Source organism: Pseudomonas sp. GL-R-26 (assembly GCF_019947365.1).
Lineage (GTDB): Bacteria > Pseudomonadota > Gammaproteobacteria > Pseudomonadales > Pseudomonadaceae > Aquipseudomonas.
This window is the reverse complement of the sequence record NZ_JAGYGI010000001.1, coordinates 344,007-367,654: the sequence shown is the minus strand read 5'-3', so window position 1 is coordinate 367,654 and position 23,648 is coordinate 344,007. Positions and strand designations below refer to the sequence as shown.

Annotated in this window: 20 protein-coding genes; 12 read left to right on the top strand and 8 right to left on the bottom strand. The window is 59.9% G+C overall.

What is annotated here, in order from left to right; genetic code table 11:
- Window positions 1-112 precede the first annotated feature (112 nt).
- The gene (gene gcvT, locus KGA96_RS01630) at window positions 113-1,195 is read left to right on the top strand and encodes a glycine cleavage system aminomethyltransferase GcvT (protein WP_223465243.1); all 1,083 of its coding nucleotides are present in this window, start codon (window positions 113-115) and stop codon (window positions 1,193-1,195) included.
- Window positions 1,196-1,244: 49 nt separating this feature from the next.
- The gene (gene gcvH, locus KGA96_RS01625; protein WP_046039071.1) at window positions 1,245-1,628 is read left to right on the top strand and encodes a glycine cleavage system protein GcvH; all 384 of its coding nucleotides are present in this window, start codon (window positions 1,245-1,247) and stop codon (window positions 1,626-1,628) included.
- Window positions 1,629-1,682: 54 nt separating this feature from the next.
- Here the strand turns inward: gcvH and KGA96_RS01620 are convergent, their stop codons facing one another.
- Complete coding sequence (locus KGA96_RS01620) at window positions 1,683-2,825, bottom strand: DegT/DnrJ/EryC1/StrS family aminotransferase (RefSeq protein ID WP_046039542.1); 1,143 nt, start codon at window positions 2,823-2,825, stop codon at window positions 1,683-1,685.
- A 154-nt stretch (window positions 2,826-2,979) separates the two neighbouring features.
- Here KGA96_RS01620 and gcvP point away from each other — a divergent pair, with 154 nt between their 5' ends.
- Window positions 2,980-5,853: an aminomethyl-transferring glycine dehydrogenase gene (gene gcvP, locus KGA96_RS01615; RefSeq protein ID WP_223511396.1), complete on the top strand. Its 2,874-nt coding sequence runs from the start codon at window positions 2,980-2,982 to the stop codon at window positions 5,851-5,853.
- Between the two features lie 194 nt (window positions 5,854-6,047).
- Here the strand turns inward: gcvP and KGA96_RS01610 are convergent, their stop codons facing one another.
- The 5 genes from KGA96_RS01610 to KGA96_RS01590 all read right to left on the bottom strand — a co-directional run bounded on the left by KGA96_RS01610 (window position 6,048) and on the right by KGA96_RS01590 (window position 10,110).
- Entirely contained in the window at window positions 6,048-6,365 is a 318-nt protein-coding gene (locus KGA96_RS01610) for a DUF2388 domain-containing protein (RefSeq protein ID WP_223511394.1), read from the bottom strand.
- A 68-nt stretch (window positions 6,366-6,433) separates the two neighbouring features.
- Window positions 6,434-6,883, bottom strand: coding sequence for an NfeD family protein (locus tag KGA96_RS01605; RefSeq protein WP_046039077.1), 450 nt, complete (start codon window positions 6,881-6,883; stop codon window positions 6,434-6,436).
- Between the two features lie 8 nt (window positions 6,884-6,891).
- Complete coding sequence (locus tag KGA96_RS01600) at window positions 6,892-7,812, bottom strand: SPFH domain-containing protein (RefSeq protein ID WP_046039079.1); 921 nt, start codon at window positions 7,810-7,812, stop codon at window positions 6,892-6,894.
- A gap of 84 nt (window positions 7,813-7,896) precedes the next feature.
- Window positions 7,897-9,681 (bottom strand): GspE/PulE family protein, encoded by a 1,785-nt coding sequence (locus KGA96_RS01595; protein ID WP_046039080.1) that lies wholly within the window; start codon window positions 9,679-9,681, stop codon window positions 7,897-7,899.
- Window positions 9,682-9,771: 90 nt separating this feature from the next.
- Complete coding sequence (locus KGA96_RS01590) at window positions 9,772-10,110, bottom strand: hypothetical protein (RefSeq protein ID WP_046039082.1); 339 nt, start codon at window positions 10,108-10,110, stop codon at window positions 9,772-9,774.
- Window positions 10,111-10,236: 126 nt separating this feature from the next.
- Here KGA96_RS01590 and KGA96_RS01585 point away from each other — a divergent pair, with 126 nt between their 5' ends.
- On the top strand, window positions 10,237-10,707 hold the full coding sequence (locus KGA96_RS01585) for an Lrp/AsnC family transcriptional regulator (protein WP_007993158.1): 471 nt from the start codon (window positions 10,237-10,239) through the stop codon (window positions 10,705-10,707).
- 52 nt (window positions 10,708-10,759) lie between these two features.
- Here KGA96_RS01585 and KGA96_RS01580 read toward each other — a convergent pair whose 3' ends face one another.
- Window positions 10,760-12,127, bottom strand: coding sequence for an inorganic triphosphatase (locus tag KGA96_RS01580; RefSeq protein ID WP_223511391.1), 1,368 nt, complete (start codon window positions 12,125-12,127; stop codon window positions 10,760-10,762).
- 157 nt (window positions 12,128-12,284) lie between these two features.
- Here KGA96_RS01580 and argE point away from each other — a divergent pair, with 157 nt between their 5' ends.
- Both argE and argA read left to right on the top strand, forming a co-directional pair.
- Window positions 12,285-13,433, top strand: a complete 1,149-nt coding sequence (gene argE, locus KGA96_RS01575; protein WP_046039088.1) for an acetylornithine deacetylase — start codon at window positions 12,285-12,287, stop codon at window positions 13,431-13,433.
- 245 nt (window positions 13,434-13,678) lie between these two features.
- Entirely contained in the window at window positions 13,679-14,977 is a 1,299-nt protein-coding gene (argA, locus tag KGA96_RS01570) for an amino-acid N-acetyltransferase (protein ID WP_223511382.1), read from the top strand.
- A gap of 162 nt (window positions 14,978-15,139) precedes the next feature.
- Here argA and tauA read toward each other — a convergent pair whose 3' ends face one another.
- A complete protein-coding gene (tauA, locus tag KGA96_RS01565) occupies window positions 15,140-16,129 on the bottom strand; it encodes a taurine ABC transporter substrate-binding protein (RefSeq protein WP_046039092.1) in 990 nt (329 codons plus the stop codon).
- Between the two features lie 364 nt (window positions 16,130-16,493).
- Here tauA and KGA96_RS01560 point away from each other — a divergent pair, with 364 nt between their 5' ends.
- The 6 genes from KGA96_RS01560 (at window position 16,494) to ssuD (ending at window position 23,647) form a co-directional block, all read left to right on the top strand.
- A complete protein-coding gene (locus KGA96_RS01560; RefSeq protein WP_046039093.1) occupies window positions 16,494-17,834 on the top strand; it encodes an OprD family outer membrane porin in 1,341 nt (446 codons plus the stop codon).
- A gap of 411 nt (window positions 17,835-18,245) precedes the next feature.
- On the top strand, window positions 18,246-19,589 hold the full coding sequence (locus KGA96_RS01555; protein ID WP_046039095.1) for an OprD family porin: 1,344 nt from the start codon (window positions 18,246-18,248) through the stop codon (window positions 19,587-19,589).
- Window positions 19,590-19,880: 291 nt separating this feature from the next.
- A complete protein-coding gene (locus KGA96_RS01550; protein ID WP_046039097.1) occupies window positions 19,881-20,519 on the top strand; it encodes a peroxiredoxin in 639 nt (212 codons plus the stop codon).
- Window positions 20,520-20,809: 290 nt separating this feature from the next.
- Window positions 20,810-21,403, top strand: coding sequence for an NADPH-dependent FMN reductase (ssuE, locus tag KGA96_RS01545; protein ID WP_007993145.1), 594 nt, complete (start codon window positions 20,810-20,812; stop codon window positions 21,401-21,403).
- 89 nt (window positions 21,404-21,492) lie between these two features.
- Window positions 21,493-22,473, top strand: coding sequence for a sulfonate ABC transporter substrate-binding protein (locus KGA96_RS01540; protein ID WP_046039101.1), 981 nt, complete (start codon window positions 21,493-21,495; stop codon window positions 22,471-22,473).
- Between the two features lie 25 nt (window positions 22,474-22,498).
- Complete coding sequence (gene ssuD / locus KGA96_RS01535) at window positions 22,499-23,647, top strand: FMNH2-dependent alkanesulfonate monooxygenase (RefSeq protein ID WP_223465245.1); 1,149 nt, start codon at window positions 22,499-22,501, stop codon at window positions 23,645-23,647.
- Window position 23,648: the final 1 nt, after the last annotated feature.

Genomic DNA, 23,648 nt, shown 5'->3' with positions numbered 1-23,648 from the left:
CGGTCCGTCTGACAGACCAGGTAGCTGAAATCGGCTGAAGGCCCTTTGTTTCAAGGCATTCAGTCCGTGCAGCACCTGCCCGCACCCTCGCCACGCCCGGAAGGAGAAACCCATGGGACAGCGTACGCCTCTGTATGACCTTCATCTCGCACTCGGCGCGAAGATGGTCGATTTTGGCGGTTGGGACATGCCTCTGCATTATGGATCGCAGGTCGAGGAGCACCATCAGGTGCGCCGCGATTGCGGTGTCTTCGATGTATCCCACATGACCGTAATCGATGTCGGCGGCGCCCAGGCCAAAGCCTGGCTCCGGCATTTGCTGGCCAATGATGTCGAACGCCTGCACAGCCCCGGCCGTGCGTTGTACAGCACCATGCTCAACGAGCAGGGCGGGATCGTCGACGACATGATCGTCTACCGTCTCGATGAGGGTTATCGCCTGGTGGTAAACGCCTCCACCCGCGATCAGGACATGGCCTGGATGCAAGCGCATCTCAACGGTTTCGACGTACAACTTCGCGAGCGTTCCGAGTTGGCGATGCTGGCCATCCAGGGCCCTCACGCCCGGCAGAAAATTGCCGAACTGGTCAGCCAGCCCCGCGGCAACCTGATCCAGCTCCTCAAGCCCTTCGAAGGCCTGTCCGATGGTGACTGGTTCATCGCGCGCACCGGTTATACCGGCGAAGACGGCCTGGAAATCATTCTGCCGGCCGATCAGGCGCCAGGCTTTTTCAACGATCTGGTCGGAGCCGGGATTTCTCCCATCGGCCTCGGCGCGCGGGATACCTTGCGGGTCGAAGCCGGCATGAACCTTTACGGTCAGGACATCCAGCAGGATATTTCACCCTTGGCCTCCAATATGGCCTGGAGCATTGCCTGGGAACCCGCCACCCGGCAGTTCATCGGGCGCAAGGCGCTGGAAGTCGAGCAGGCCGCCGGCGTACAGCACAAACTGGTCGGTCTGGTCCTTGAGGAGCGCGGTGTTTTGCGTGCTCATCAGGTGGTTCGTATCGCGGATGTTGGCGAAGGGGAGATCACCAGTGGTAGTTTCTCTCCTACGCTAAGCAAGTCGATTGCACTGGCGCGCGTGCCGATGGCAACAGCCGACCGCGCTGAAGTGGAAATCCGTGGCAAGTGGTACCCGGTCCGGGTGGTCAAACCGACCTTCGTACGTCACGGCAAAACCTTGATCTAATCTTTTTCAGTGGTTAACGACCGCTGACAATTTCCTGAGGACACAGAACATGAGCAATATCCCTGCCGACCTGCGTTTTGCCGAAAGTCACGAATGGGCACGTCTGGAAGCCGATGGCACCGTCACCGTGGGCATCAGCGATCACGCGCAGGAAGCGCTGGGTGACGTGGTGTTTGTCGAGCTGACTGAAGTCGGCAACGTGTTTGCTGCCGGTGATCAGTCGGGTGTCGTTGAATCGGTTAAAGCCGCTTCCGACATTTATGCACCGATCAGCGGTGAAGTGATTGCCGTCAATGAAGCGCTGAGCGGTGAGCCTGAGCTGCTCAACTCCGATCCGTACGGCGCGTGGATTTTCAAGCTCAAGCCAAGCAACACCGCCGAGCTGGAAAAACTGCTGGATGCCGCCGGCTACCAGGCTGCCATCGGCGAATAAGCCCGACGCAACATCCCAAAGCCCCGATCCGTCGGGGCTTTTTCATTTGCGGACTCAGGCGTCGCGCAAAACCGCTTTCACGGCCGCCACCGAACGCTCGACATCCGCTTTGCTCATCGCCGTGAACATCGGCAGCGAGACAATCAGCCGACCGACCCGCTCAGCGATCGGGAACATGCCTTCCTTGAAGCCGCGCTCGCGGTACAGGCTCAACAGGTGAATCGGCGGGTAGTGATAGCCGATCCCGACACCCAATGCCTGCATCTGCTCCATGAAAGTCGCCCGCGCCGGTTTGCCATCCTTGCGCTCCGGCAATACCAGCTGGAACAGATGCCAATTGCTTTGGGTGAAATCCGCCGGAGGCAGTTGCGCCCCGTACTGCGCTTCGAAATCCGCGCCAAAGCAGGCGAAATAGTGCCGGGCCAGGTCACGGCGATGAGCGGTGATGGTTTCGATATGAGCAAACTGCCCCAGGCCAATGGCTGCGGCGACGTCGGTCATGTTGAACTTGCCACCCAGCACGTCGACGTCCAGGCCGTCGAAGCCGTTGCGGGTAACGCCCTGCAGCCGGTATTTCTCCGCCAGTCGTACTTCTTCGGCCGTATTCAGCACCAGGCAACCGCCCTCGGAGGAGGTGACGTTTTTGTTCGCCTGGAAACTGAAGGACACGAAATCCCCTGTCGAGCCAATGCGCTGGCCGTTCCAGCTGGAGCCCAACGCCTGGGCTGCATCCTCCACGATCCGCAGGCTGTGCTTTTTCGCCAGGGTGTACAAACGTGTCATGTCCACCGGCAACCCGGCGAGGTACACCGGGATGATGGCTTTGGTGCGGGGGGTAATCGCCGCTTCCAGTTGATCGAGATCGATATTGCGGGTCACCGGGTCGATGTCGGCAAACACCGGGGTGGCGCCGACTTCCATGATGACGTTGGCGGTGGCCACCCAGGAAATCGGCGTGGTGATCACTTCATCGCCGGGCCCGACCCCGGCAATCCGCAAGGCGATTTCCATGGTGCAGGTGCCGGAATTGAAGGTGCGCACCGGGCGCCCGCCAAAATACTCCGAAAGCTGCGCTTCGAAGGCCTGGACCTTGGGGCCGCTGGTGATCCAGCCCGAGCGCAATACATCACCGACGGCGGCGATCGTGGCTTCATCGATGGTGGGTTTGGAAAACGGCAGGAAAGGCAGTTGGCTCATGAATACAGTCACCCGATCAGCGGACATTAAGTTGGCGCCGGACATGATGATCCGGATTGGTCGACCGCGCCACGTCATCCACGCGAAGATCGACTGCTATGCTGGTTTGACCGTGTTGCATCGACGCCGAGCGCCAGTCAAGAGAGAGCCCGTCATGTCCCAATTGCCGTCCCTGAGCCAGTTACGCGACCCCAATGCCTTTCTGCGCCGCCATCTCGGACCCGACGCCGCCGAGCAACAGGCGATGCTCGACAGCCTCGGCCTGGGCAGTCGGGTCGAATTGATCGAGCAAACGGTGCCGCCGGGCATCCGCCTCAACCGGGCGCTGGACCTGCCCCCGGCACTCGATGAAGAGGCCGCGCTGGCCAAGCTGCGCGGTTATGCCGAGCAGAACCAGGTCTGGACCAGCCTGATCGGCATGGGCTACCACGGCACCCTCACACCGGCGGTCATTTTGCGTAACGTGCTGGAAAATCCCGGCTGGTACACCGCGTACACCCCCTACCAACCGGAGATCGCCCAAGGGCGGCTCGAAGCGCTGCTGAACTTCCAGCAACTGACCATCGACCTGACCGGCCTGGAACTGGCCAACGCCTCGCTGCTTGATGAGGCCACCGCTGCGGCAGAAGCCATGGCCTTGGCCAAGCGGGTCGCCAAGTCGAAAAGCAACCTGTTCTTTGTCGACGAAAACTGCCACCCGCAAACCATTTCCGTGGTGCAGACCCGCGCTGAAGGTTTCGGTTTCGATCTGATCGTCGATGCTGTGGATAACTTGAAGCAGCACCAGGTGTTCGGCGCGTTGCTGCAATACCCCGACACCCACGGTGAAATCCACGACCTGCGGCCGCTGATCGATCATCTGCACGCGCAACAGGCCCTGGCCTGTGTCGCCACGGATTTGCTGAGCCTGTTGTTGCTGACCCCGCCGGGTGAACTGGGCGCCGATGTGGTGTTCGGCTCGTCCCAGCGATTTGGCGTGCCCATGGGCTACGGCGGGCCTCACGCGGCATTTTTTGCCAGCCGCGATGAATACAAGCGAGCAATTCCCGGGCGGATCATCGGTGTTTCGAAAGATGCGCGGGGCAACACCGCCCTGCGCATGGCCCTGCAAACCCGCGAGCAACACATCCGCCGGGAAAAGGCCAACTCCAACATCTGCACGGCCCAGGTACTGCTGGCCAATATCGCCAGTTTCTATGCGGTCTACCACGGCCCGGAAGGGCTCAAGCGGATCGCCCAGCGGGTTCATCGGCTGACATGCATCCTGGCCGCCGGGCTTGAACGCAACGGTATCACCCGGGTCAACCGGCACTTCTTCGACACCCTGACGCTGGAAGTCGGCGGAGCCCAGACCGCGATCATCGAAAGTGCCCGGGCCGCGCAGATCAACCTGCGCATTCTCGGGCGCGGCCAACTGGGCCTGAGCCTCGACGAGGCTTGCGACGAAGGTACCGTGGCGAAGCTGTTCGACGTGTTCCTGGGTGCTGATCACGGGCTCAGCATCGATGACCTGGATGCCGAAGTCTTGCCTGGCGGAATTCCCGAAAGGCTGGCGCGAACTTCGCCTTATCTGCGCCATCCAGTGTTCAGCGCCCATCACAGCGAAACCGAGATGCTGCGCTACCTCAAGCAACTGGAAAACAAGGACCTGGCGCTCAATCAATCGATGATCCCGCTGGGCTCCTGCACCATGAAACTCAACGCCACCAGCGAGATGATCCCGATTACCTGGCCGCAGTTCGCCAACCTGCACCCGTTCGTGCCCAAGGAACAGGCCGCCGGTTATGGGCTGATGATCGAAGAACTGGAGCGCTGGTTGTGTGCGATCACCGGTTTCGACGCGATCTGCATGCAGCCCAACTCCGGTGCCCAGGGCGAATACGCCGGGCTGCTGGCGATCCGCAAATACCATGAGAGCCGGCAACAGGGCGGCCGCGATATCTGCCTGATTCCTTCGTCGGCTCATGGCACCAATCCCGCGTCGGCGCAAATGGCCGGGATGCGCGTGGTGATCGTCGAGTGTGACGAGGCGGGCAACGTCGACCTGGATGACCTCAAGGAAAAAGCCGCGCAGGCGGCAGACAAACTCGCCTGCCTGATGGCGACCTATCCTTCGACCCATGGCGTGTATGAGGAAGGCATCAGCGAAATCTGTGAAGTGATCCACCAGCACGGGGGGCAGGTGTACATGGATGGCGCCAACCTCAATGCTCAGGTCGGGCTGGCGCGGCCGGCCGATATTGGTGCCGATGTCTCGCACATGAACCTGCACAAGACCTTCTGCATTCCCCATGGTGGCGGTGGGCCGGGCATGGGGCCGATTGGTGTTCGGGCGCACTTGGCGCCGTTCGTGGCCAACCATCCGGTGGTACCGCTCGACGGGCCGCACCCGCAAAATGGCGCGGTCAGCGCAGCGCCTTGGGGCAGCGCAAGCATTCTGCCGATCAGCTGGATGTACATCGCGATGATGGGGCCGCAACTGGCGGACGCCAGCGAAGTGGCGATCCTGGCCGCGAATTACCTGGCGCGGCATTTGTCCGGTGCCTTCCCTGTGCTCTACACCGGGCGCAATGAGCGGGTGGCCCACGAATGCATTCTCGACCTGCGACCGCTCAAGGCGTTGACCGGCATTACCGAGGAGGACGTGGCCAAGCGCTTGATGGACTACGGCTTCCATGCCCCGACCATGTCGTTTCCGGTGCCGGGGACGCTGATGGTCGAACCGACCGAAAGCGAGTCGAAGGCGGAACTGGACCGCTTTATCGGAGCGATGCTGAGCATCCGCGCGGAAATCAACGAGGTGCAGAACGGTAACTGGCCGGCTGAAGAGAACCCGCTGAAAGGTGCGCCGCATACGTTGGCCGATATCACTGGCGTGTGGGAGCGGCCGTACAGCATCGTGCAAGCGGTCACGCCGGACGCGCACACCAAGGCTCACAAATACTGGCCGGTGGTGAACCGGGTGGACAATGTGTATGGGGACCGGAACCTGTTTTGTGCGTGTGTGCCGGTGGACGACTACCGCTGATATTTCAGGATGCACATAACCCCTGTGTGAGCGAGCTTGCTCGCGAATGCGGTTCGGCAGCCAATGAAGTTTTTACTGATCCACCGCTATCGCGAGCAAGCTCGCTCCCACAGGGGGGGCGGTGAACATGGGATTTGTGTTCGCAAGGCAAAAAAAATGCCGCTCAATTGAGCGGCATTTTTCATTCGCAATGCTTATTTAGGTGCCACGGCATTCTTCGCCAGGATCGCGTTCGCCAGTTCCATGTCCGTGGCTTGCAGGCCCGGGTTGTCGGCGCGGACTTTCTGCATGGCTGCTTCCAGGTACGGACCGCGGATACTGCCATCACTGGCGACGAAGCTGCTGGCATCGTCCTGGGCTGCGACGACCAGCTTGTTATCCTTGGATGTCAGATAGCTCGAACCGGTGGTTGCACCGGACGTAAGAACGTTACGCCAAAAAGTATCGGCCATCACCGAACCGACAGGCAGGGACAACAGCGCGACGGTAGCGACAGCAAGTTTGAAACGCATGACAGGGTGACTCCACTGGGTTGACTACGCGGTTGGATTGCCAACCCCCAATCGAGTTCCGTGGTTGCCTATTCCTCCGCTTCGACCAGCAGGATCGCGCCTTGCTGGCCGACCACCCGTACGCGGCTGCCAATGGCAGCGTCCGGCCCTCGGGCCATCCACACGCCGTCGGCCACCTTGATCTTGCCGCGACCGTCGACAATCGCTTCATGCACCACGAAGGTTTTGCCGATCAGCTCCTGACCGCGCAGATTCAGGTGCGGCTGATCGCTCGGACGCATCGCCGTGCGCTGACGCCGCCACCAGTACAACGCGGTGGTGATCGACAACAGGCCGAACAACAGAAACTGCCATTCCCAGGACAGGTCCGGCAGCAGGAAGGTCAAGACGCCCACGGCTGCCGCGGCCATGCCGATCCACAGCAGGTAACCGCCGGCGCCGAACACTTCGAGAATCAACAGCACCGTGCCCAGCGCCAACCAGTCCCAGAACGAAAGGTGCTGTAAAAATGCCCACATGGCGCGCCTCAGGCTTTCTTGTTATCGAAAGTGGCCTTGACGATTTCGCCAATGCCGCCCACCGCGCCGATCATCGAGCTGGCCTCCAGCGGCATCAGGATCACTTTGCTGTTGTTGGCCGAAGCCAGCTTGCCCAGCGCATCGATGTACTTCTGCGCCACGAAGTAATTGACCGCCTGCACGTTGCCGCTGGCGATGGCTTCGGACACCACTTTGGTCGCCTGGGCTTCCGCCGCGGCTTGCCGTTCGCGGGCTTCGGACTCCAGGAAGGCGGCCTGGCGACTGCCTTCTGCTTCGAGGATCTGTGCCTGCTTCTTGCCTTCGGCGGTCAGGATCGCTGCGGCACGCAGACCTTCGGCCTCGAGGATCTGTGCACGCTTGATCCGTTCGGCTTTCATCTGCCCCGACATCGCTGCCATCAGGTCGGCGGGTGGGCTGATGTCCTTGATCTCGATCCGGGTGATCTTGATGCCCCACGGCGCGGTCGCTTCGTCGACGGTGCGCAGCAGTTTTTCGTTGATGCCGTCACGCTGGCTGAGCATGGCGTCGAGTTCCATCGAGCCGAGCACGGTGCGGATGTTGGTTTGCAGCAGGTTGCGGATAGCGTGTTCGAGGTTGTTGACCTCGTAGGCCGCCTGGGCCGTGTTGACCACCTGGAAGAAGCACACGGCGTCGATTTGCACCGTGGCGTTGTCGGAGGTGATGACTTCCTGCGGCGGAATATCCAGCACGCTTTCCATCACATTCATCTTGCGGCCGATGCGGTCCATGACCGGAATGATGACGTTCAGCCCCGGCTTGAGCGTGTTGGTGTAGCGACCGAAACGCTCGACGGTCCATTCAAAGCCCTGGGGCACGACCTTGAAGCCCATGAACAGAATGGCGACCACCAGGCCGACAAAAAGCAAAAGCACACTACCGATCTGCATAACGATTCCTTGTTGATGTGTGGATCTGTGGAGTTGCAATCGCTGGAGTGTAGCTGTGCCGATGCCGGATAAGTACAGCCGGGCTCAGTTCTGCTCACTCTGGGGCGTCACCCGCAGAACCTCCTCGATGGTCGTCAGCCCGGCGCCGACCTTTTGCGCTCCTGACAGCCGCAGGCTGCGCATGCCTTCCTTGAATGCCTGGCGCCGCACGGCCAGCAGATCGGTATCAGGACTGATCAGCGCTTTGATGCCATCGCTCATTTGCATGATTTCGTAGACCCCGGCGCGACCGCGATAACCGGTGTCGCGGCATTCCACGCAACCGATGGCTCGCTGGGCATTGGTCGGCAAGGGTGCTTGCCAAGGACGGGTCAGGGTTTGCCAGTCGTCTTCGCCCAGCGTCAGCGGCGCCTTGCAGTGCGGGCACAGGGTCCGCACCAGTCGCTGGGCCATGACGCCGAGCACCGTTGCCTTGATCAGGTAATGCGGCACGCCGAGCTCCAGCAGGCGGCTGATGGCGCTGGGTGCATCGTTGGTGTGCAGGGTCGACAGCACCAGGTGCCCGGTGAGCGCAGCCTGGATCGCCATCTCCGCGGTTTCGAGGTCGCGGATCTCGCCGATCATGATGATGTCCGGGTCTTGCCGCATCAGCGCGCGCACACCGGCGGCGAAGGTCAGGTCGATGTTGTGCTGGACCTGCATCTGGTTGAACGCCGGCTCGACCATTTCGATCGGGTCTTCGATGGTGCAGAGGTTGACCTCCGGCGTCGCCAGTTTTTTCAGGGTGGTGTAGAGGGTGGTGGTCTTGCCCGAACCCGTCGGCCCGGTGACCAGGATGATGCCGTGGGGCTGGCGGGTCATGTCTTGCCAACGGCGAAGGTCGTCGGCGGAAAAACCAAGCTGGTCGAAATCCTTGAGCAGGACTTCCGGATCGAAGATCCGCATGACCATTTTTTCACCGAAGGCCGTGGGCAGTGTCGACAAGCGCAGTTCGACTTCACCGCCGTCCGGGGTCTTGGTTTTCACCCGACCGTCCTGGGGTTTGCGTTTCTCGGCGACGTTCATGCGTCCCAGGGTTTTCAGGCGACTGACGATGGCCATGGTGACCTGGGGCGGGAATTGATAGACATTGTGCAGCACACCGTCGATGCGAAAGCGCACCGTGCCTTGTTCGCGCCGGGGCTCGATGTGGATATCGCTGGCGCGCTGCTGGAACGCGTACTGGAACAGCCAGTCGACGATGTTGACGATGTGTGCGTCGTTGGCGTCCGGCTCCTGGTCGCTGGCACCGAGGTTGAGCAGCTGTTCGAAATTGCCGAGGGTACTGACTTGCGGGTCGGCGCTGTTCGCCCCGGTGACCGATTTGGCCAGGCGGAAGAATTCGACGCTGAAGCGCTGGATGTCCACCGGGTTGGCCACTACACGCTTGATCGGCAATTTGAGCACGTGGGTCAGGTCAGCCTCCCAGCCGCTGACATAAGGCTGGGCGCTGGCCACGGTCACCGCCTCGCGGTCGATCGCTACCGCGAGGATCTTGTGGCGTTGGGCGAAGGCATAGGACATCAGCGGGGTCACGGCCGCGACATTGATTTTCAGTGGGTCGATGCGCAGGTAAGGCTGGCCGGCCTGCCGGGATAACCACAGGGTCAGGCTCTCGAGATCCAGCGGTTTGCCGGGACGGCTGAGATCGTCCAGCTGTTGGCTGGCAATGAACTCTAGCGGATGCATTTGGCCAAGGGAGGCGTTGCGGCGGCGGGCATTGAGCGCGTGTTCGGCCGAATCCTGACTGATAAAGCCTTGGGCGACCAGTTCGCGCAGCAGGTCATTGAGATCCAGCCAGCGGTCCTGAAAGGCGAGATGTACGGACATGCGGGCTCCTTTTGAACGACAGTGCGCAAAGGATAGCCGTGAGCAGGCTGACCGCTGGGCCACTACCCGATGAAGCCGTTTCGGAGTTTTTCAGCCCGCCGCTTGAGCCGCTTCGGCCCATGGGGCATCAGCTTCTTGCAGCTCCACCGAGCAGACGCTGATCAGGTTACGAAGTTTTTCCGCAATCACTTGCGCGCGGTGCCAGCTCAAACCGTCGATGACGATTTCGATGGTCATCCAGTCGTCCTGGTGTTGCGCGTTGACCTGTTCCGGCGTGAGCAATTGCAAGGCGAACAGATTGAGGGCGCGACACAGCAGGTCCGGTTCAGCCTCGGCCGTCATTTGATAGCGAACCCGGCAATGGGCGTTGCCGACGTTCCAGACATCGGCGCGGGCAGGTGGGGTGTTCACGGCTTCGAGATACGGCATGGTCTGGCTCCAAAATCATTGGAGAAATGTTTACATCCTGTGCCGGGTATTTCTTCTCTATGATTGGCTGTATTGCAGAAATGAAGAATAAATCAATTCACTTGTTACTCGGTTAAGGGTTTTTTTATGCAAAGCGAACTGGACAGCTACGACCGCAAGATCCTCGCCTTGCTGCAAGAGGATGCTTCGCTTTCCAGCGCACAGATCGCCGAGCAGGTCGGCCTCTCGCAATCGCCGTGCTGGCGGCGGATTCAGCGGATGAAAGAGGAGGGCATCATTCGCGGCCAGGTGACTTTGCTCGACCGCAAGAAAATCGGACTGAACACACAGATCTTCGCGGAGGTGAAACTCAATGCCCACGGGCGTTCGAACTTCACCGAATTCACCGAGGCGATTCGCGGCTTTCCGGAGGTGCTGGAGTGTTACGTGCTGATGGGGGCGGTGGATTTCTTGCTGCGGATTGTCACGGCGGACATCGAGGCCTACGAGCGTTTCTTCTTCGAGAAACTGTCGATGGTGCCGGGGATTCAGGAGGTCAATTCGATCGTGGCGTTGTCGGAGATCAAGTCGACGACCAGTTTGCCGGTGGTGCGCTGATGATGCTTGAGGGCCTTTGTGGCGAGGGGGCAAGCCCCGTCGCCACAAGGTATTACAGGCGCAGCAACATCTTCCAGGCACGGTTCTGATACACCGCAATCGCCTGCTGCTTGCGGGCATCCAGGACTTCATCGGTGATCGATTCGTTGGCCAGTTGTGCCAGTTTGTTCAGCTCGCCGTACAGGCGATCCATTTCCGGGATCTCCAGCACGTTGCGCGCATGGTGCAGCCAGACCTGGATGCGTTCGATGCGCGGCAGTTGCTCGGCCAGGTCTTCTGGTTGTTGCTGGTAACGTTGCAGTTGCAACGAAGTGGCTTCTTCGCCCAGCAGGCGCGGCAACCAGCTGCCCAGTTGCGCAGCGCCCTGGCGATTGCCACGGGTGTTGCGGTCGGCGGCCCAGGTGCGGGCCAGCAGCCAGCGCGAGGTGGTCAGGGAGAACAGGCCCCAGCGCGGATCTTCGAGTTCTTCGAGGAACTGCTCGGGTGCGGCTTTGCGCACGTCTTCATCTTCCAGGCCGGCCTGGACCAGCGGGCGCCAGTCTTCCAGCAAGGCATCGAGGGCGATACGCAGATCGTGGGTCGACTGACGTGGTGCGGCCTGGCCCAGGCTGCTGATCAGCGCGCGCATTTCCGCGAGGCATTCGACCCAGTCCTGCAACAGGCGCCAGTGGCCGTTGAAGCGATACTGCTCGGCCAGACGCTGGCTGCTGCCCAGCAAGTGCCAGCTCAGCGCGGCGAACGAGTCGTCCAGCGGTGTTTCCGCCGTGATCTGCGGTGCCGGCAGGCTCAACGAATAGCTGTGGGCGTCGTACAGGCGATAACCGCGCTCGGCCTTGCTGATGTCGCAAGGCATCAGGGCCAGTTTCTCGGCCAGCTCGGCGGCCAGTTCCAGCAGGGCTGCCGGCTCGCCTTCGCGCAGTTCCAGTTCCAGCTCACAGATTTCTTCTTTCTGCTTGCCGACCACGACGTGACCCAGGTCCAGCGCGGCTTCGATGACCACTTTGGTCTTGCCGCGACCCCAGGCGATTTCCGCGCGTTCGCGGACGAAGTCGGTGGTGAAGATCGGCTTCAGGGTTTTCTTGTCGAGCTCGGCCAGCTCCTCGGGCCAACATTCGCCGTCGAGTTTCTTCAGGTCGAGCTTGGCCTTGGGCAGGGGCCAGTTGAATTCATTACGCTCGGACAAGCCGGCGATGCTCTGGCCACGGGTCTTGAGGGTCTGAATCACTTCTTCGCCATCCTTGCGCAGGCGCAGGGCGACTTTGGCCTGGGCCAGGTCGCGCTCGGGCGTGTCGAAGTACTGGTTCATCAACTCACGGCGTTCCCAGCCACTTTTGTTGCGTTTTTTCAGTAACGGGTGCTCGCGCAGGGCGGCGAGGGTTTCGCGGCTGACGCGGAGTTTGATTTCGGTTTCTTTCTGCATGGCCGGAAAATCCAGGATCGGGAGCGCAGCCGGGGGAATGTGTGGCTGCCAAGGTCGTGCAGTGTACAGGACTCAAGGTTAGTCCGCGTCGCGACGGTTTATTCCTGCCATCGGTTGGTTCTATGATGGACCTCAATTCGGGTGCCGGGAGTCAGCGATGCCATTGCCGTCGATGAAAGAACAATTCGCTGCTTTGATCGCCGCACCGTCGGTCAGTTGCACCCAGCCCAGTCTCGATCAAACCAACCGCCCGGTCATCGATCTGCTGGCGACCTGGCTCGGTGAGCTGGGTTTCACCTGCGAGATTCAGCAGGTCAGCCCCGGCAAGTTCAACCTGCTGGCCAGTTTCGGCTCCGGCCCCGGCGGCCTGGTGCTGGCCGGGCACAGCGACACCGTGCCGTTTGACGGCGCGCTGTGGCAAACCGACCCGCTGAAGCTGACTGAAGTCGACGGTCGCTGGATTGGCCTGGGCAGTTGCGACATGAAGGGTTTTTTCGCCCTGGCCATCGAGGCGGTCAAACCGCTGCTCGATCAGCCGTTCAAACAACCGTTGCTGATCCTCGCCACTTGCGATGAAGAAAGCTCGATGTCAGGCGCCCGCGCGCTGGCCGAAGCGGGGCGACCGCTGGGGCGGGCGGCGGTGATCGGCGAGCCGACCGGGCTCAAGCCGATCCGCATGCACAAAGGCATCATGATGGAGCGCATCGACATCCTCGGGCAGAGCGGTCATTCCTCCGACCCGCGCCTGGGCCACAGCGCCCTGGAGGCCATGCACGATGCCATCGGTGAACTGCGTGGCCTGCGTCTGTTGTGGCAGCGCGAGTTCCGCAATCCACAGTTTGGCGTGCCGATGCCAACGATGAATTTCGGCTGCATCCATGGCGGCGACAACCCCAACCGCATCTGCGGCCAGTGTTCGCTGGAATTCGATTTGCGGCCATTGCCCGGCATGGACCCCAAGGTCCTGCGTGCCGAGATCCTGCAGAAGCTCAAGCCGGTTGCCGAGCGGCATCAGGTCAAGATCGATTACGCACCGTTGTTCCCCGAAGTGCCTCCGTTCGAGCAGGCCGAGGACGCCGAGCTGGTGCGCCTTGCCGAAAAGCTCACCGGTCACAGCGCCGAAGCAGTGGCGTTCGGCACCGAAGCACCTTATCTTCAGCGCCTTGGCTGTGAAACGCTGGTGCTTGGCCCGGGTGATATCGCCTGCGCCCATCAGCCGGGGGAATACCTCGAAATGTCACGTTTGCAGCCTACGGTGCATCTATTAAGGCAACTGATCGAACACTATTGCCTGACACCCCTGTAGGAGCGAGCTTGCTCGCGATGGACGTTAACGATGACGAGGTCCGCCTGGATAAACGCGGTGCCCTCATATCCATCGCGAGCAAGCTCGCTCCTACAGGGTTTTGCAGTTAAATTGCCGATGTTCCAACCCGTATTCATGAGGAGAGCGCGCGTGTCGCCAAGCCTGTTCCGACGATAACCATCAGCCCGCTGTGCGTTTTCAGTTTCGCCCTTTTTTCGGCTGCTATTTATTACAGGCCCAGGTTCATGCCCGAATACGTCAATTGGCTTCGTCACGCTTCGCCTTACATCAACGCCCACCGCGATTGCACCTTTGTCGTCATGCTGCCCGGCGACGGCGTTGAACACCCGAACTTCGGCAATATCGTCCACGACCTGGTGCTGTTGCACAGCCTGGGTGTGCGTCTGGTGCTGGTTCACGGTTCCCGCCCGCAAATCGAAGCGCGCTTGGCAGCTCGTGGCCTGATCCCGCATTACCATCACGGCCTGCGCATCACCGATGCCGCGACCCTGGAGTGCGTGATCGACGCGGTTGGCCAGTTGCGCATTGCCATTGAGGCTCGCCTGTCGATGGACATGGCTTCGTCGCCGATGCAGGGCTCGCGCCTGCGGGTGGCCAGCGGCAACCTGGTGACTGCACGGCCGATCGGCGTGCTTGAAGGCGTCGACTATCACCATACTGGCGAAGTACGCCGGGTCGATCGCAAGGGCATCAACCGTCTGCTGGACGAGCGCTCCATCGTGCTGTTGTCGCCGCTGGGTTATTCGCCGACCGGGGAGATTTTCAACCTGGCGTGCGAAGACGTCGCCACCCGTGCGGCCATCGACCTGGGTGCGGACAAACTGCTGCTGTTCGGCGCCGACCTGGGCTTGATCGACGAACACGGGCGCCTGGTGCGTGAACTGCGTCCGCAGCAGGTGCCGGCGCATTTGCAACGGCTGGGCAGCAACTATCAGGCGGAATTGCTGGATGCCGCGGCCGAAGCTTGCCGTGGCGGCGTGGCCCGCAGCCATATCGTCAGCTACGCCGAAAACGGTGCGCTGCTGACCGAACTGTTCACCCGCGACGGTGGCGGCACCTTGGTGGCCCAGGAGCAGTTCGAAGTAGTGCGCGAAGCGGCCATTGAAGACGTCGGCGGTTTGCTGGATTTGATCAGCCCGCTGGAAGAGCAGGGCATCCTGGTGCGCCGTTCCCGCGAGGTGCTGGAGCGCGAGATCGAACAGTTCAGCGTGGTCGAGCGCGAAGGCATGATCATCGCCTGTGCGGCGCTGTATCAGATTGCCGATTCCGATGCGGGTGAGCTGGCGTGCCTGGCGGTGAACCCGGAGTATCGCCATGGCGGTCGCGGTGATGAGTTGCTGGAGCGCATCGAGACCCGCGCCCGGGCTCAGGGTTTGAAGACTTTATTCGTCCTTACCACCCGCACCGCTCACTGGTTCCGCGAGCGTGGTTTTGTGCCGAGCAGCGTTGAGCGCCTGCCATCGGCGCGGGCGTCGCTGTACAACTATCAGCGTAATTCGAAGATCTTCGAAAAAGCCCTTTGATGTTGGAGCGGCAGAGGTTCCTGTGGCGAGGGGGCTTGTCGGAACGCCGCATCGCCCCGTTGGGCTGCGGAGCAGCCCCAAACCTGCCTGACCGAGCCGTATGATCTTGCGGCCGCTTCGCGACCGAACGGGGGCAAGCCCCCTCGCCACAAGGTTTTACATTCACTCCTGGACAAACTTCGCGCTGACATACGGCGAATAATCCGGCAGCACCGTCTCCACCTTCCCTTGCTCCTTCAAGAATTTCGCCGTCTCGCCAATGGCCTTGGCCGTGCCGCCATCCAGCAGTGCGGTGCTCTGTTGCGCCTTGGCATCCGGGAATGCGGAACCTGCCAGTAACTCAGGCACATCGGCGGCATTGGCACCGGTCAGTTTGGCGATTTTTTGCACAGGTTCCGAGTCGACCGTCCAGTTGGCTTTATTTGCTGCGTAATCAGCAAAGGCGTCGAGGGTGACCTTGGCGAATTTGGCCACGACCTCTGGGTGCTTCTCTGCGTAATCCTTGCGCGCCACCCAGACCTCAAAGGTGGGTGCACCCCATTGGCCTACCTGTGCAGCGTCGGTCAGGGTCTTGCCACTCTTGCGGATTTCCCCCAGGGCGGGCGACCAGACAAACGCGCCATCAATATCACCACGCTTCCAGGCTGCTGCGATTTCCGCGGGCTGCAGGTTCACGACTTTGACTTTCGAACTGTCCAGGCCCCAGTGCTTCAGCGCGCCAAGCAGGCTGTAGTGGGAGGTTGAAACGAAAGGCGTGGCGATGGTCTTTCCGATCAGATCTTGCGGTTTTTCGATGCCGCTGCCGTTGCGTACCACCAGCGCTTCGGCGGCATTGATCTGGGCCGAGACGATGAACGCGACAATCGGCAGGTTGCGCGAGGCGGCAGCGGCCAGCGGACTGGAGCCGAGATTGCCGATTTGCAGATCGCCGGAGGCAATCGCCGTGACCACTTCCGGGCCGCTGTTGAAGCGCCGCCAGTCGATTGGCTGGCCGATGGTTTTTTCATAAAGGCCATCGGCCTGGGGGACTTTGCTCGGGTCGATACCGGTTTGATAGCCGACGGTAAGGTTCGCCGCATGAGCGGTGAAAGAAAATGCGAACAATACACAAACTGTAACAATTGGTCCGGATAGTGCACGTTTTGACGTCATGGGGCCGCCTTTCGGTAAAAGATTTGTTTCCGAATTACGTCGAAAACTAATCGATCTAAAAAAGCGAAAATAAATACCGATTAGGAATTAGCTTATGAGCCAAACCTTCTATTCTGGGATGGTTAGGGAGTGGGGAGCTAAATTCCTAAACGGTATTAGAAAAGAATCGGGTAATTCTTTTCAGGTTCATGACGGATTCATGACCCTGCAGGGACCAAAAAACCGGGGATTAGACTATGGTCGTAGACACACATGGTTACGATTGACTTGTGGGTCACGCTCTGGCGCTAATCGCGCATCTTAGGATTTCGGGCATCGACTCGAGACCAGGAACACAAGAATTAGAATCGAGAGGAGCTACACAATGAACAAGTCCACCTTGGCTTTGGCCGTGACCGTGGGGGTTTTGGCGCAGCAGGCAGGCGCCGCAGGTTTCCTGGAAGACAGCAAGGCGTCCATCAGCTCTCGCACCATGTATTACGATGCCGATATGCGCGAAGGTGCGAGCACTCCTGCCAACCGTCAGCGCGAAACCGCTGAAGGTCTGAAGTTCGATTACCTGTCCGGTTTCACCCAAGGTACCGTAGGTTTTGGTATCGACGCCCAGGCGCTGGTGGGTATCCACCTGGATGGCGGCAAGGGGCATCACCCGACCGGTAACAGCAACTCATTCTTCCCTAGCGATGGCAATGAGGCGGCCGACGAGTGGAGCCGTTTGGATGGCAACGTCAAGGCGCGCTTCTCGAAGACTGAAGCCCACCTGGGTGGCGCTCTGGCACCTAACCTGCCGATCCTGATCGCGAACGACAGCCGTCTGCTGCCGCAGACCTTTGAAGGTGGCACCATCACCTCCAAAGAAATCGACAACGTGACCTTCAACTTTGGTCAACTGGAGCACGCGTCGGGTCGTGCTTCCTCGAACTCCACTGGCCTGTCTGTGGCTGGCGCCACTCAGGACAGCAACAAATTCCTTTACGGCGGTGCTGACTGGAAGGTCACCAAAGACCTCTTGCTGCAGTACTACTATGCGAACCTGGAAGACTTCTACAAGCAGAACTTCCTCGGTCTGGTGCACGTCTACCCGATCGCGGCCAATCAGTCGTTCAAGACCGATATCCGTTATTTCGATAGCAGCTCCGACGGCAAGAACGGCGATCCGGGTTTCCGTTTCAACAACAACAACGGTTTCGCCAAGACCCCGGGTGAGATCGATAACAAGACCTGGAGCGCCATGTTCACCTATACCCTGGGTGGCAACGCGTTCCTGATCGGGCATCAGCGTGTCAACGATGACGGCGGCTTCGTTTTCTTGAACCAGGGCAACCTTGTCGATGGCAACGGTAATCCTGAAGGTGCCGGCGGCGCGAGCTTCTACTCGTTTACCGATGCCACAGTTGGCAGCTTTATCCGTGCCGGTGAAAACACCACGTTCGGTCAGTACTCCTATGACTTCGCCTCCCTGGGTGTACCAGGCTTGAAAGCTTCGATTGCTTACTTGAATGGCCAGGACATCAAGGCTACCAACGGTATTGGTAAAGACCTGAGTGAGCACGAGACCGACGCGCGCATTGATTACGTGATTCAAACGGGTGCACTGAAAGGGTTTGGTACGACGCTGCGTCACGGTACCTACCGTGGCAACACCAGCACCCTTGATCAAGACCAGACCCGTCTGATCTTCAACTACACCTACAGCTTCATGTAATCGCCGTAAGAAAAAGCCCCGCTCGCTGGCGGGGTTTTTTTTGTCTGTTTTTTGTTATTCCATAAAGATCTTTTATGATTATTTATTATTCTTTTTAGTTTCTATCCATCCCGCTTAAAGTGCGCCTGTCCGACACTCATCCCTGAGCTCGGGTTTAGCAATTTCGCCCCTCGACAATAGATCAGGTTCAGGAACCGGCCTCACCGCCGATACCTCGGATCTGTCGTGGAAAGGCATATTCCCAGTTGATATTAAAAAGCATCAAAAAATTCTTTTTGGCTTTAAGGCCATGTATCCTGCGGCCCGCCAAATGACCGGCCTAGACGGTTTGCCGCGAATTTACGCATTCAGGATCCCGGGCAATCGATTCGGGACCAGGAACATCAGAATTAGAAACGAGAGGAGCGAAACATGAACAAGTCCACCTTGGCCATCGCTGTGGCCGTCGGGGTTTTGACCCAGCAGGCAAGCGCCGCGGGTTTTATCGAAGACAGCAAGGCAACATTGGGGCTGCGCAACTTCTACATCAACACCGATTACCGTGACGGCACTGGCCCGAACAAAAACGAAGAATGGGGCCAAGGCTTCGATCTGCGTTTCATCTCGGGTTACACCCAGGGCACCGTCGGCTTCGGTATCGATGCGATCGGCCTGTTGGGCGTCAAACTGGATTCCGGTGGCGGCACCAACGGCGCGAGCAACAACTCGTACGGCGGCACCGTGTTCCCGAGCAAGTCCAACGGCGAAGCGGTTGATGACTTCTCCAGCCTGGGTTTGACTGCCAAAGCCAAGATCTCCCAGACCGAGCTGAAGCTGGGTACCTTGCAGCCAAAGCTGCCGGTAATCGTGACCAACGACGGTCGTCTGTTGCCGCAAACCTGGCAGGGCGGCCAGATCGCCTCGAACGACATCAAGGACCTGACCTTGATCGGCGGTCAGATCGAGCAGGTAAAAGGTCGTAACTCGAGCAACAACGAACAGTTGTCTATCTCCGGCGCCAACAGCCGTTCCGCTGCAGGTCGCGACAGCAACAAATTCATTTATGCCGGCGGTGACTACAAGATCACCAAGGACCTGACTGCCCAGTACTACTACGGCAACCTGGAGGAGTTCTACAAGCAACACTTCCTGGGTCTGGTGCACAACTGGGCAATCGGCCCTGGCGTGTTGAAGTCTGACTTCCGTTACTTCAACAGTTCCGACGACGGTGCCAACGGTCACGATCCTCTGTACTTCACCACTGGCAACTACAGCGGTGCAGCCAACGGCAAGGGCAAGGTCGACAACAACCTGTACAGCGGCCTGTTCCTGTACACCGTTGCCGGTCACACCTTCGGTGGCGGTTACCAGGTCAGTAACGGCAACAGTGACTTCCCTTGGCTGAACCAGGGCGACGGTTCGTCGAACTACACCATCACTGATTCGCAAATCCAGAAGTTCGGCCGTGCGGGCGAGCGTACCTGGCTGGCACGCTATGCGTATGACTTCGCCAAGGTCGGCGTACCTGGCCTGACGGCGGGTCTGGTGTACCTGCACGGCGACAATATCGATACCGTTAACGCCAAGGGCCGCGAAGCGGCCAATGGTGCTTCCGAGTGGGAGCGCGATCTGAGCGTGGCTTACGTCGTTCAGGAAGGTCCGCTGAAAAACCTGGGCCTGGCGTGGAAAAACGCGACCTGGCGCACCGACCTGCCGAACACGCGTTCGCAGGACGAAAACCGCGTGATCCTCAGCTACTCGATCCCGCTGCTGTAATAGCGCTCGCGTAACCGAGACAAAAAAAGCCCCGCCTGGTATTGCACCGGGCGGGGCTTTTACATTTTCAAGACGGGTTCACCCCCGTAATCCCGCCTTGAACTTCCCTCTTTGCAGCAACTCAAGGCCTTCTCGAACCTTGGGGCGATGTTCGGCGGGTTGTGCGGGCACGTCCAGTGAACAGATATTTAATATTTCTTTATGATCTAAATAAATCGATATTTATTCTTTTTAATAGATAAAAAACACAGGCACAGTTGAGCCCATCAAGCACTCACAAGGAGCAGCACCATGGGTCTCAGACTTGGCGATATCGCCCCCGATTTCGAACAGAACTCCAGCGCCGGCATCATCCGTTTCCATCAGTGGCTGGGCGATAGCTGGGGCGTGCTGTTTTCCCATCCTGCGGATTTCACCCCGGTGTGCACTACCGAGCTGGGTTTCACCGCCAGGCTCAAGGATGAGTTCGCAGCGCGCGGCGTCAAGGCCATCGCTTTGTCGGTGGACCCGGTAGAGTCTCATCACAGGTGGATCGAGGACATCAACGAAACCCAGGCCACCGTGGTCAACTTTCCGATCCTGGATGACGCCGACCGCAAGGTCTCGGACCTCTACGACCTGATCCACCCCAACGCCAACGACACCCTGACCGTGCGCAGTCTGTTCGTGATCGACCCGAAGAAAAAGGTCCGGCTGACGATTACCTACCCGGCGAGCACCGGCCGCAACTTCAATGAAATCCTGCGGGTGATCGACTCGCTGCAACTCACCGACAACTACAAGGTGGCCACGCCGGCCAACTGGCAGGACGGTGATGAGGTGGTGATCGTGCCGTCGCTCAAGGATGAAGATGAAATCAAACAGCGCTTTCCCAAGGGCTATCGGGCGGTCAAGCCTTACCTGCGCCTGACGCCGCAGCCGAATCGGTAAGTCTTCAGCATTTTTGGCGCAGCTGCGGACCCCTGTGGGAGCGAGCTTGCTCGCGATGGCGGCGGATCAGGCGCAACGGAATTCAAGATGTGTACCCACAAAGCAGGGGATTTTCAGGCCGTTTCGACGGCCTGTTTTTTTGCCTGGAAGAAACCGGTTTTCATATTTCTTTAACGAATAACCAAATGAATAAATATGATTTATGGATATATAAATCAGCTGTTAAGGTCACTCTATCGAAGCGAGATCGCAAGCCGCGAATCGCCAACACCGTGCAAGGAATCGTCTGAATGTTGGTTGTCTCACTCGGTGGCAGTCCCAGTCAGCGCTCTCGTTCCGGGGTGCTGCTGGATCGCTCCCAGCGTTGGTTGCAAGGGCAGGGCGTGGAAGTGGTGAGTTATCAGGTGCGGGACTTCCCGGCCGAGGACTTGCTGCACGCACGCTTCGACAGCCCCAAGGTGATCGACCTGCTGCAACAGATTGAAAACGCCGATGGCCTGCTGATCGCCACACCGGTTTACAAGGCATCGTTTTCCGGAGCACTGAAAGTCGTGCTGGATCTGCTGCCCGAACGTGCCTTGAGCCACAAGGTGGTTTTGCCGATGGCCACTGGCGGCAGCATCGCTCACATGCTGGCGGTGGATTACGCGCTCAAGCCGGTGCTGTCGGCATTGAAGGCCCAGGAAATGCTGCAAGGGATTTTCGCCGTCGACAGCCAGATCGCCTACGGCGAAGGCAGCGCACTGGCGCAGTTGGCGCCGGAGCTGGAACAACGACTGAATGAATCGCTGGAGCTGTTTTTCAGCGCCATGGCGCGACGGCCCAAGCCGCTCGATCCGAACCTGTTGAATGATCGTTTGTTGAGTGCTCGCTGGAGCATTTGAGCCTCACCGAAAATTGAAGTACTGGCCTTACTCGCCCGCCAACGGGCAAGCAGGTGCAGCCAAAACCCAACTGCAAAAAGGAGAGCGCCATGCGCCCTGTCATTTTGCGTCGTGGCCTGGTCGCTCTGTTTGCTGCGGCTGTCACCTTCGGCGCCATTACTCAAGCTCAAGCCGAGACATTACGAATCGGCTATCAGAAATACGGCACCCTGGTGCTGCTCAAAGCCAAGGGCACCCTGGAAAAACGCCTCGCCGCCCAAGGCGTGGACGTGCAATGGACTGAATTCCCCGGCGGCCCGCAACTGCTCGAAGGCCTGAACGTCGGCTCCATCGACTTCGGCGTCACCGGTGAGACGCCGCCCGTGTTCGCTCAAGCGGCCGGTGCCGATTTGCTCTACGTCGCCTATGAACCGCCAGCGCCGCACAGTGAGGCGATCCTGGTGCCGAATGACTCGGCGATCAAGTCGGTGGCGGACCTCAAGGGCAAGAAAGTCGTGCTCAACAAGGGCTCCAACGTGCACTACCTGCTGGTGCGTGCGCTGGAAGACGCCGGCCTCAAGTACACCGACATCCAGACCGTATTCCTGCCGCCAGCCGATGCCCGCGCCGCGTTCGAGCGGGGCAGCGTCGACGCCTGGGTGATCTGGGACCCGTACCAGGCCGCCGCCGAACAACAGCTGCAAGCGCGCACCCTGCGTGATGGTCAGGGCATCGTCGACAACCATCAGTTCTACCTGGCGACCAAACCTTACGCGCAAAAAAATCCCGAGGTGATCAAGACCCTGGTGGAAGAAGTGCGCGCGGTGGGCGAGTGGTCCAAGGCTAATCCGCAAGAGGTGACCCAACAGGTTTCACCGCTGCTCGGCCTGCCAGCGGACATCACCCTGACCTCGGTGAAACGCCAGGGCTATGGCGCGCTGTTCCTCACCCCGGAAGTGGTCGCGGCGCAGCAGAAAATCGCCGACAGCTTCTACCAGCTCAAGCTGATTCCCAAGCAGTTGAGCATCAAAGACGTGATCTGGACGCCGCCGGCTGCCGTTGCCCAAAGCTCAGTAACCAAAGCCCAATAAATCGTTTCCCCAAGGAGACCACTCCATGAGCCTCAATATTTTCTGGTTCCTGCCTACCCACGGCGACGGCCATTACCTTGGCACCGCCGAAGGCGCACGCGCCGTTGACCACGGTTACCTGCAACAAGTCGCGCAAGCCGCTGACCGCCTGGGTTTTGGCGGGGTACTGATCCCTACCGGGCGTTCCTGCGAAGACTCGTGGCTGGTGGCGGCATCGCTGATTCCTGTGACCCAGCGCTTGAAGTTCCTGGTTGCCCTGCGCCCCGGGATCATTTCCCCGACGGTGGCGGCGCGTCAGGCGGCAACCCTGGATCGACTGTCTGGTGGTCGTGCGTTGTTCAACCTGGTGACGGGCGGTGATCCGGAAGAGTTGGCGGGCGATGGTCTGTTCCTGAGCCACGAAGAGCGCTATCAGGCCTCGGTGGAATTCACCCGCATCTGGCGCCGGGTGCTGGAAGGCGAAACCGTCGATTACGACGGCCAGCACATCAGCGTGAAAGGGGCGAAATTGCTCTATCCGCCGATCCAGCAACCGCGTCCGCCGCTGTACTTCGGTGGTTCTTCGGACGCTGCACAAGACCTGGCCGCCGAACAGGTGGAAATGGTCCTGACCTGGGGCGAACCACCGGCCGCCGTCGCGGAAAAAATCGAACAGGTCCGAGCCAAGGCCGCCAAGCTCGGACGCACCGTGCGCTTCGGCATTCGCCTGCACGTGATCGTGCGTGAAACCAACGATGAAGCCTGGAAAGCCGCGGATCGGCTGATCTCCCATCTCGACAACGAGACTATCGCTCGTGCCCAGGCTTCACTGGCGCGTTTCGATTCGGTCGGTCAGCAACGCATGGCCGCATTGCATGGCGGCAACCGCGACAACCTGGAAGTCAGCCCTAACCTGTGGGCCGGCGTGGGGCTGGTGCGCGGCGGTGCCGGTACGGCGCTGGTGGGCGATGGTCCGACCGTGGCCGCTCGCGTGAAGGAGTACGCGGACCTGGGCATCGATACGTTCATCTTCTCCGGTTATCCACACCTGGAGGAGTCGTACCGGGTGGCCGAGCTGCTGTTCCCGCATCTCGATGTCGAGCGTCCTGAACTGCCGAAAAGCGCCGGTTACGTCAGCCCGTTCGGCGAGATGGTCGCCAACGATATTCTGCCCAAAGCCGCGTCCCAGAGCTGAG

Bases quoted from the DNA above. Each gene is read 5' to 3' on its own strand.
- KGA96_RS01595 (WP_046039080.1), bottom strand. From the start codon at position 9,681: ATGTCCGTACATCTCGCCTTTCAGGACCGCTGGCTGGATCTCAATGAC.
- KGA96_RS01540 (WP_046039101.1), top strand. From the start codon at position 21,493: ATGCGCCCTGTCATTTTGCGTCGTGGCCTGGTCGCTCTGTTTGCTGCG.
- KGA96_RS01585 (WP_007993158.1), top strand. From the start codon at position 10,237: ATGCAAAGCGAACTGGACAGCTACGACCGCAAGATCCTCGCCTTGCTG.
- KGA96_RS01555 (WP_046039095.1), top strand. From the start codon at position 18,246: ATGAACAAGTCCACCTTGGCCATCGCTGTGGCCGTCGGGGTTTTGACC.
- ssuD (WP_223465245.1), top strand. From the start codon at position 22,499: ATGAGCCTCAATATTTTCTGGTTCCTGCCTACCCACGGCGACGGCCAT.
- gcvT (WP_223465243.1), top strand. From the start codon at position 113: ATGGGACAGCGTACGCCTCTGTATGACCTTCATCTCGCACTCGGCGCG.
- argA (WP_223511382.1), top strand. From the start codon at position 13,679: ATGCCCGAATACGTCAATTGGCTTCGTCACGCTTCGCCTTACATCAAC.
- KGA96_RS01620 (WP_046039542.1), bottom strand. From the start codon at position 2,825: ATGAGCCAACTGCCTTTCCTGCCGTTTTCCAAACCCACCATCGATGAA.
- gcvH (WP_046039071.1), top strand. From the start codon at position 1,245: ATGAGCAATATCCCTGCCGACCTGCGTTTTGCCGAAAGTCACGAATGG.
- KGA96_RS01550 (WP_046039097.1), top strand. From the start codon at position 19,881: ATGGGTCTCAGACTTGGCGATATCGCCCCCGATTTCGAACAGAACTCC.
- argE (WP_046039088.1), top strand. From the start codon at position 12,285: ATGCCATTGCCGTCGATGAAAGAACAATTCGCTGCTTTGATCGCCGCA.
- tauA (WP_046039092.1), bottom strand. From the start codon at position 16,129: ATGACGTCAAAACGTGCACTATCCGGACCAATTGTTACAGTTTGTGTA.
- gcvP (WP_223511396.1), top strand. From the start codon at position 2,980: ATGTCCCAATTGCCGTCCCTGAGCCAGTTACGCGACCCCAATGCCTTT.
- KGA96_RS01590 (WP_046039082.1), bottom strand. From the start codon at position 10,110: ATGCCGTATCTCGAAGCCGTGAACACCCCACCTGCCCGCGCCGATGTC.
- KGA96_RS01605 (WP_046039077.1), bottom strand. From the start codon at position 6,883: ATGTGGGCATTTTTACAGCACCTTTCGTTCTGGGACTGGTTGGCGCTG.
- KGA96_RS01580 (WP_223511391.1), bottom strand. From the start codon at position 12,127: ATGCAGAAAGAAACCGAAATCAAACTCCGCGTCAGCCGCGAAACCCTC.
- KGA96_RS01560 (WP_046039093.1), top strand. From the start codon at position 16,494: ATGAACAAGTCCACCTTGGCTTTGGCCGTGACCGTGGGGGTTTTGGCG.
- KGA96_RS01600 (WP_046039079.1), bottom strand. From the start codon at position 7,812: ATGCAGATCGGTAGTGTGCTTTTGCTTTTTGTCGGCCTGGTGGTCGCC.
- KGA96_RS01610 (WP_223511394.1), bottom strand. From the start codon at position 6,365: ATGCGTTTCAAACTTGCTGTCGCTACCGTCGCGCTGTTGTCCCTGCCT.
- ssuE (WP_007993145.1), top strand. From the start codon at position 20,810: ATGTTGGTTGTCTCACTCGGTGGCAGTCCCAGTCAGCGCTCTCGTTCC.